Origin of the sequence: Rhodoferax sp. (assembly GCF_010365055.1) — a bacterium.
In the GTDB taxonomy this organism is placed as follows: Bacteria; Pseudomonadota; Gammaproteobacteria; order Burkholderiales; family Burkholderiaceae_C; genus Rhodoferax.
This window is the reverse complement of sequence record NZ_JAAFHA010000150.1, coordinates 1-5,998: the sequence shown is the minus strand read 5'-3', so window position 1 is coordinate 5,998 and position 5,998 is coordinate 1. Positions and strand designations below refer to the sequence as shown.

5 protein-coding genes are annotated in these 5,998 nt (G+C 62.2%); 1 reads left to right on the top strand and 4 read right to left on the bottom strand.

Features of this window, described 5'->3' with window-relative positions; all coding sequences use genetic code 11:
- The 3 genes from GZ093_RS19775 to purB all read right to left on the bottom strand — a co-directional run.
- A partial coding sequence (locus GZ093_RS19775; protein ID WP_296489360.1) for an SDR family NAD(P)-dependent oxidoreductase occupies positions 1-454 on the bottom strand: 454 nt, incomplete at its 3' end.
- Positions 455-610: 156 nt separating this feature from the next.
- A complete protein-coding gene (locus GZ093_RS19770) occupies positions 611-1,171 on the bottom strand; it encodes a YaeQ family protein (RefSeq protein WP_296489358.1) in 561 nt (186 codons plus the stop codon).
- Positions 1,172-1,249: 78 nt separating this feature from the next.
- Positions 1,250-2,629, bottom strand: coding sequence for an adenylosuccinate lyase (gene purB / locus GZ093_RS19765; protein ID WP_296489356.1), 1,380 nt, complete (start codon positions 2,627-2,629; stop codon positions 1,250-1,252).
- Between the two features lie 105 nt (positions 2,630-2,734).
- Here purB and GZ093_RS19760 point away from each other — a divergent pair, with 105 nt between their 5' ends.
- Positions 2,735-3,349 (top strand): glutathione S-transferase N-terminal domain-containing protein, encoded by a 615-nt coding sequence (locus GZ093_RS19760; RefSeq protein ID WP_296489354.1) that lies wholly within the window; start codon positions 2,735-2,737, stop codon positions 3,347-3,349.
- A gap of 51 nt (positions 3,350-3,400) precedes the next feature.
- On the opposite strand, the gene GZ093_RS19755 is transcribed toward GZ093_RS19760, so the two are convergent.
- Positions 3,401-5,998, bottom strand: a 2,598-nt coding sequence (locus GZ093_RS19755; RefSeq protein WP_296489352.1) for an EAL domain-containing protein, incomplete at its 5' end; no start/stop codon positions are given.

The window sequence follows — 5,998 nt, the reverse complement described above, 5'->3', positions numbered from 1 at the left end:
AATTGCCATAAATGCCGACCACCGAGCTGGCGTTCAGAATCACGCCGCTGCCCTGCGCCACCATGAGGTCGGCCACCGCCTGCGCGCAGTGAAAGACACCGCGCAGGTTGACGTCGATCACGCGGTCGAATTGTTCCAGCGTCATTTTTTGCAGCCGCGCGTCCTGCGTGATGCCGGCGTTGTTGACCAGCACGTCGATGCGGCCAAACTGCGCCTGCACGCTCGCCACCATGGCGTCGATCGTGGCGCGCTTCGTCACATCCGCCACGAAGCCTTCGGCTGCCGCCCCCAGTGCGCGGCATTGGGCCACGGCCTCGTCCACGCCCGCCTGTTGGATGTCGCAGACGATGACGATGGCGCCTTCCTGTGCAAACTTCCGGGCAGTGGCCAGGCCGATGCCTTGGGCGGCGCCGGTGATGACGGAGACTTTGTTGAGCAAGCGGGGAGCGGTCATGGTGGGTTTAGAGAAGTTGGCTTGTGAAGCCCAACATCTTAGCGGCCCGCACCGTGCGGCCCTGAACTGAGAGTCTCCGAATGGACTCGACCCACCCACAATCAAATTTATAGCTGCTCACGACCTATAGACGGGGGCTAGCGCCAGATTTGGCATTTATTTCCAGCGAACCGGCTCAATGTCGACATGGAGCGTGCCGTCGCCCAGCGCCAGCACGCCTTCCTGGATCGTGGCCTGCAACTGCATGTTGCGCTGCGCCATCGGGATCAGCGCTTGCGCGGCCACGGTGGGGATGCGCCAGACGCTCAGGTTTTGCGGCCGCGCCAGCTTGGCCTCCATGCTGCGCCACCAGACCTCGGCGGCGTGGTTGAAGCAGTACAGCACCACCGCGTCGGCCTTGTTGCAGGCCTTGAGCAGCGGCTTGTCTTCCGGCTGGCCGACCTCGATCCAGAGCCGGGTCAGGCCGGTGTAGTCGCGCAGCCAGGCGTCGGGCTCATTCGGGTCCGAGAGGCCCGCGCCGAACGCCAGCGTGCCGTCGCCGCCGCACACGGTTTGCAGCTGATGGGCCTGCAGCGCCAGTGCGCACAGCCGGATCATCATGCGCTCGTCGGTTTCGCTCGGGTGCCTCGCCAGTGTGAGCAGGTGGTCCGCGTAGTAGGCGTGGTCGATGTCGGCGATTTGCAGACTGGCTTTGAAGATGGTGGATTTGATGGCCATCAGATCAGGCGCGGGCCGTCCCAAGGCGGATCAGCACCCTCGGGGGGCGGGGAGGGCACGAAGTGCCGAGCGTGGGGGTCATACCCGTTTTGCCAGCTCGGCCGCCATGCCGGTGTAGCTGCCCGGCGTCATGGCCAGCAGACGTTGCTTCTCAGGTTCAGGAATTTCCAGCTTGGCAATGAAGCCCTGCATCAGTTCGCGCGTCATCGGCTCGCCGCGGGTGAACTTCTTGAGCTGCTCGTAGGGTTGCGGCAGGCCAAAGCGGCGCATCACGGTCTGAATCGGCTCTGCCATCACTTCCCACGAGGCGTCCAGGTCGGCGGCAATGGCGGCCTCGTTGATCTCCAGCTTGCCCAGACCGGTATTGAGCGACTGGTAGGCCAGCACCGCGTAGCCCAGCGCCACACCCATGTTGCGCAGTACCGTGCTGTCGGTCAGGTCGCGCTGCCAGCGGCTGATCGGCAGCTTCTCCGACAAGTGGCGCAAGAGCGCATTGGCCAAGCCCAGGTTGCCTTCGGCGTTCTCGAAATCAATCGGATTGACCTTGTGCGGCATGGTGCTTGATCCCACTTCACCCTCGCGCAGGCGTTGCTTGAAGTAGCCCAGGCTCACATAACCCCAGACATCGCGGGACCAGTCGATCAGGATCGTGTTGGTGCGCGCCACCGCGTCGAACAGTTCGGCCATGTAGTCGTGCGGCTCGATCTGGATGCTGTAGGGCTGGAAGCTCAAACCCAGGCCGAGTGGCTTCGGGGCTTCGATCACGCGGCGAGAGAAGGCTTCCCAGTCAAAGTCAGGCCAGGCCGACAAATGCGCGTTGAAGTTGCCCACCGCGCCATTCATCTTGGCCAGCAGCTTGATGCTGGTAATCTTGTCGCGCGCGGCCACCAGTCGCACCACCACATTGGCAATTTCCTTGCCCACGGTGGTCGGGCTGGCGGTCTGGCCATGGGTGCGGCTAAGCATGGCCACGTCGGCAAAGGCGTGCGCCATCTCGCGCAGCCGGGCGATGATGGCGTCGAGCGCGGGCAGCAGCACCAGATCGCGCCCGGCTTTGAGTTGCAGCGCGTGGCTCGTGTTGTTGATGTCTTCACTGGTGCAGGCAAAGTGCACAAACTCCTGCGCCGCGAGCAACTCGGGACGGGCTTCAAACTTGGACTTGATCCAGTATTCGACCGCCTTGACATCGTGGTTGGTCGTTTTCTCGATCTCCTTGATGGCGTCACCGTCGGCTTCAGAGAAATTCTTGGCCAGGCCCAGCAGGTAGGTGCGCGCGCCGGGGCTCAAGGCCTTGAATTCGGCAAAACCGCAATCGCTCAGGGCAATGAACCAGGCCACTTCAACTTGCACGCGGCGCTGCATATAACCCATTTCACTCATGATGGGGCGCAACTTGGCAAGTTTGGTGCAGTAGCGGCCATCCAGTGGCGAGAGGGCTGAGATTGGTGAAAAATTCATGGGCGAATTGTAGATTGTGTGCCGCCCGCCCACCAGCGTCAGCCAGAAAGAAGGCTGCTGTATAGAATCAAGCCCTGATGACAGCCGCCTGACCGCGCCCCGCCCATGAAATTAATCGGATCCAACTCCAGCCCCTATGTACGCAAGGTTCGCGTCGTCATGGCTGAAAAGAAGCTTGACTACGAATTTATCACGGAGGATGTGTGGGCGGCACAGACCACGATTGCCGACAGCAACCCGCTGGGCAAGGTGCCCTGCCTGATCATGGAAGGCGCCGAAGCCATTTTTGACTCCCGCGTGATTGTGGAATACCTCGACACCTTGTCGCCCGTGGGCAAGCTGATCCCGGCCGTGGGTCGCGAGCGCGCCGAGGTCAAGACCTGGGAATCGTTGGCCGATGGCGTGCTGGACGCCGCTATTCTGGCGCGGCTGGAGGCCACCTGGGGTGGGCGCAGCAACGCGCAGCGCAGCCCGGCCTGGATTGAGCGTCAATTGGGCAAGGTGCAAGCGGGTATCCGGGCCATGGGCCTGGGCCTGGGCGACAAGCCCTTTTGTGTCGGCATTTACTTGAGCCTGGCCGACATTGCCGTTGGCGTGGCGCTGGCTTATCTCGATTTTCGCTTTCCGGACATTGACTGGCGCAGTGACAACCCCAACTTGCTCAAGCTGTATGACAAGTTGACGCTGCGCCCCAGTTTTGCCGAGACGCGCCCGCTCTAGCAGGCACAAGCCGAGAGCGCCGAAGGCCGCACGGCGGTCAACTGCCAGCAGTCAACCGGCGGGCGGCAAAGCCAGAAAATTTGACTCAAAAATCGCGCATGGCAAGGGCATGCTGTGCAGATAGCCCTGCATTTCGTCACAGTTGAGCAAGCGCAGCAGGCGTGCCTGTTCCTCGGTTTCGACACCCTCGGCCACCACCTTGAGCTGCAGTGCATGCGCCAGGTTGATGATGGTGGACACCAGCGCCAGGCCTTGCGGCGAGTCCGTCATCTCGATCACAAACGAGCGATCAATCTTGAGCGTATTCACCGGGAATTTCGACAAGTAGCTGAGCGACGAAAAACCGGTGCCGAAGTCGTCGATGGCGATGCTTAGCCCCATGTCCCGGATCGCGTGCAGGCTGGCGATGCTGTGCTGGACGTTCTCCATGATCAGGCTCTCCGTAATCTCCAGCTCCAGTCCGGCTGCCGCGTGTTTGTCAATGGCGATGGCTTGCCTGACCTCCTTGATAAAGCCGCGATCGCGCAGCTGCCGGGGCGACACGTTGACCGCGATCCGCACCGCCGGCAGGCCGGCGGCGCGCCAGCGCAGGTAGTCCTTGATGGCTTGGCGCAGGGCCCAGCGGCCGACATCATGGATCAAGCCGGTTTCTTCCAGGATCGGGATGAACTGGGCCGGTGGCACCAAGCCGGTGCGGGGGTCATTCCAGCGGATCAGCGCCTCGGCGCTGGTCATCTTGCCGCTCACCAGATTCACCTTGGGCTGGTAATAGAGCACGAATTCTTCATTGTCCAGCGCCTGGCGCAACTGATTTTCCAGGGTCAAGTTGGCCGGTACGGCTTCGGTCATGGCGGGCGTGTAAAACAGGTAGCGCTCGCCCCTTGCCTTGGCCCTTTTGAGCGCGGCCTCGGCGTGTTTGTACAAAGTGTCGGCATCGACGCCGTCTTTGGGGAACTGCGCCACACCGATCTTGGCGGAAATCCGGAATACATCATCATTCAGGCGAAACGGCTGCTTCAGCAAAGCCTCAATCCATTTCTCGACCAATCGAGTCAGGTCTCCCCCCGGCTTGACCACCGGCATCACGACCGCAAAATGATCCGCCCCCACGCGTGCCAACAGGTTGACGTCCCCGGCGGTGTTGTGCGTCAGCCACTGCGCCACCTGCCGCAACAGTTCGTCGCCGACCAGGCGACCGAGGCTGTCATTGATGTTCTTGAAGCGCTCCAGATCAATCAGAAACAAGGCCAGCGGGTGCCCGCCACTGGCGGCGCCGCGCAGATACTGTGCCACCCGCTCGAGAAACAGCGTGCGGTTGGCCAGGCCGGTGAGCGCGTCGTAGTAGGCGAGGTAGTTGAGCCGCTCCTGCTTGTCGATGTGATCCATCGCGAGCCCGATGTCGCCGGCCAGTTCCGTCAACAGCTTCAACTCTTCTTCCTGGAAGAAATCAATCTCACCGGCGTACAGCGCGAGCACGCCAACTGCTTCATTCGCGACCAGCAGTGGCAACACGGCCATCGAGCAAACCCCGGACTCGGCATACTTGCTGCTGAACAGCACCTGCGGGTCGTTGTGCGAATCGTTGGAGACAACGGCCTTCTTGTCCCGCAGCGCCCGCGCGCTCATGGTCTTGGGGGCCGTGTCACTCGATGCCAGGATCCCCTTGATGGCGTTCAGCAGCCCGTCATCCTTGCCCGCTGAAGCGGCCGGGGCCAGCTTCAGGGTGCCACGCTCCGCGATCGCGATCATCGCCATGCGAAAGCCGCCGGACTCCACCGCGACCCGGCAGGCTTCCCTGAACAACTCGTCGCGGTCGCGCACACGCACGATCAGCGTGTTGATGCCGCTGAGCACGGCATAGACGCGGTTCAGGCGTTTGATCGTGCGTTCTGCCGCCTTGCGCTCGGTGATGTCTTCGCCGATGCTCGCCACGCCAATCACATCGTCGGCGTCCGACCGCAGCACTGAGTTGTTCCAGTGAATCAGCCGACGCTCACCGGATCGAGTGAGAATCTCGTTCTCATCGTGCATGGCTTCGGGGCGATTGGCGAGGATGTCCTGGAAGAAGCTTGTTTTCAAATGATGAAGTTCAGGCGCGATGAAAAGCTCGAACCAGTCTCGCCCGATCACTTCCTCGGAGCGCCATCCGGTCAGGCGTAGCAGGTAGTCGTTGCAGTACGTGATCCGCGCGTCGCGATCGAGCATGAGCGAAACAAGTTCCACGTTTCCGAGCATGTCGCCAAAGCGGCGCTCACTTTCGCGCAATTTCTGCTCGGCCCGCTTGCGTTCGGTGATGTCGCGGATGGCGGCAATCGCCACAGTGCCTTCGTTGGTCTCCAGCGGGCTCAGGCTGATTTCGATCGGGAATTCGCTGCCGTCCTGGCGTCGCCCGAACAGCGCCAGGCCCGCGCCCATGGGCCGAGCCCGTGGCTGCGCGAAAAAGCCGTTGCGTTTTTCTGGATGTTGGCCGCGCAAGCGTTCCGGCACCAGCATTTCCATCGGCTGGCCCAGCAGGTCTTCGCGGCGCCAGCCAAACAGCTGGACCGCCTGGGCGTTCACCAGCACGATCTCGGCGTTGCGGTTGACGATCACCATCGCGTCGGGCGCGGCCTCCAGCAGTTCCTTGAACTTCTGGTCGGCCTGTTTACG

What these genes read in the sequence shown, in the direction of transcription:
- GZ093_RS19770 (WP_296489358.1), bottom strand. Translation starts at nt 1,171, where the DNA reads ATGGCCATCAAATCCACCATCTTCAAAGCCAGTCTGCAAATCGCCGAC.
- GZ093_RS19760 (WP_296489354.1), top strand. Translation starts at nt 2,735, where the DNA reads ATGAAATTAATCGGATCCAACTCCAGCCCCTATGTACGCAAGGTTCGC.
- purB (WP_296489356.1), bottom strand. Translation starts at nt 2,629, where the DNA reads ATGAATTTTTCACCAATCTCAGCCCTCTCGCCACTGGATGGCCGCTAC.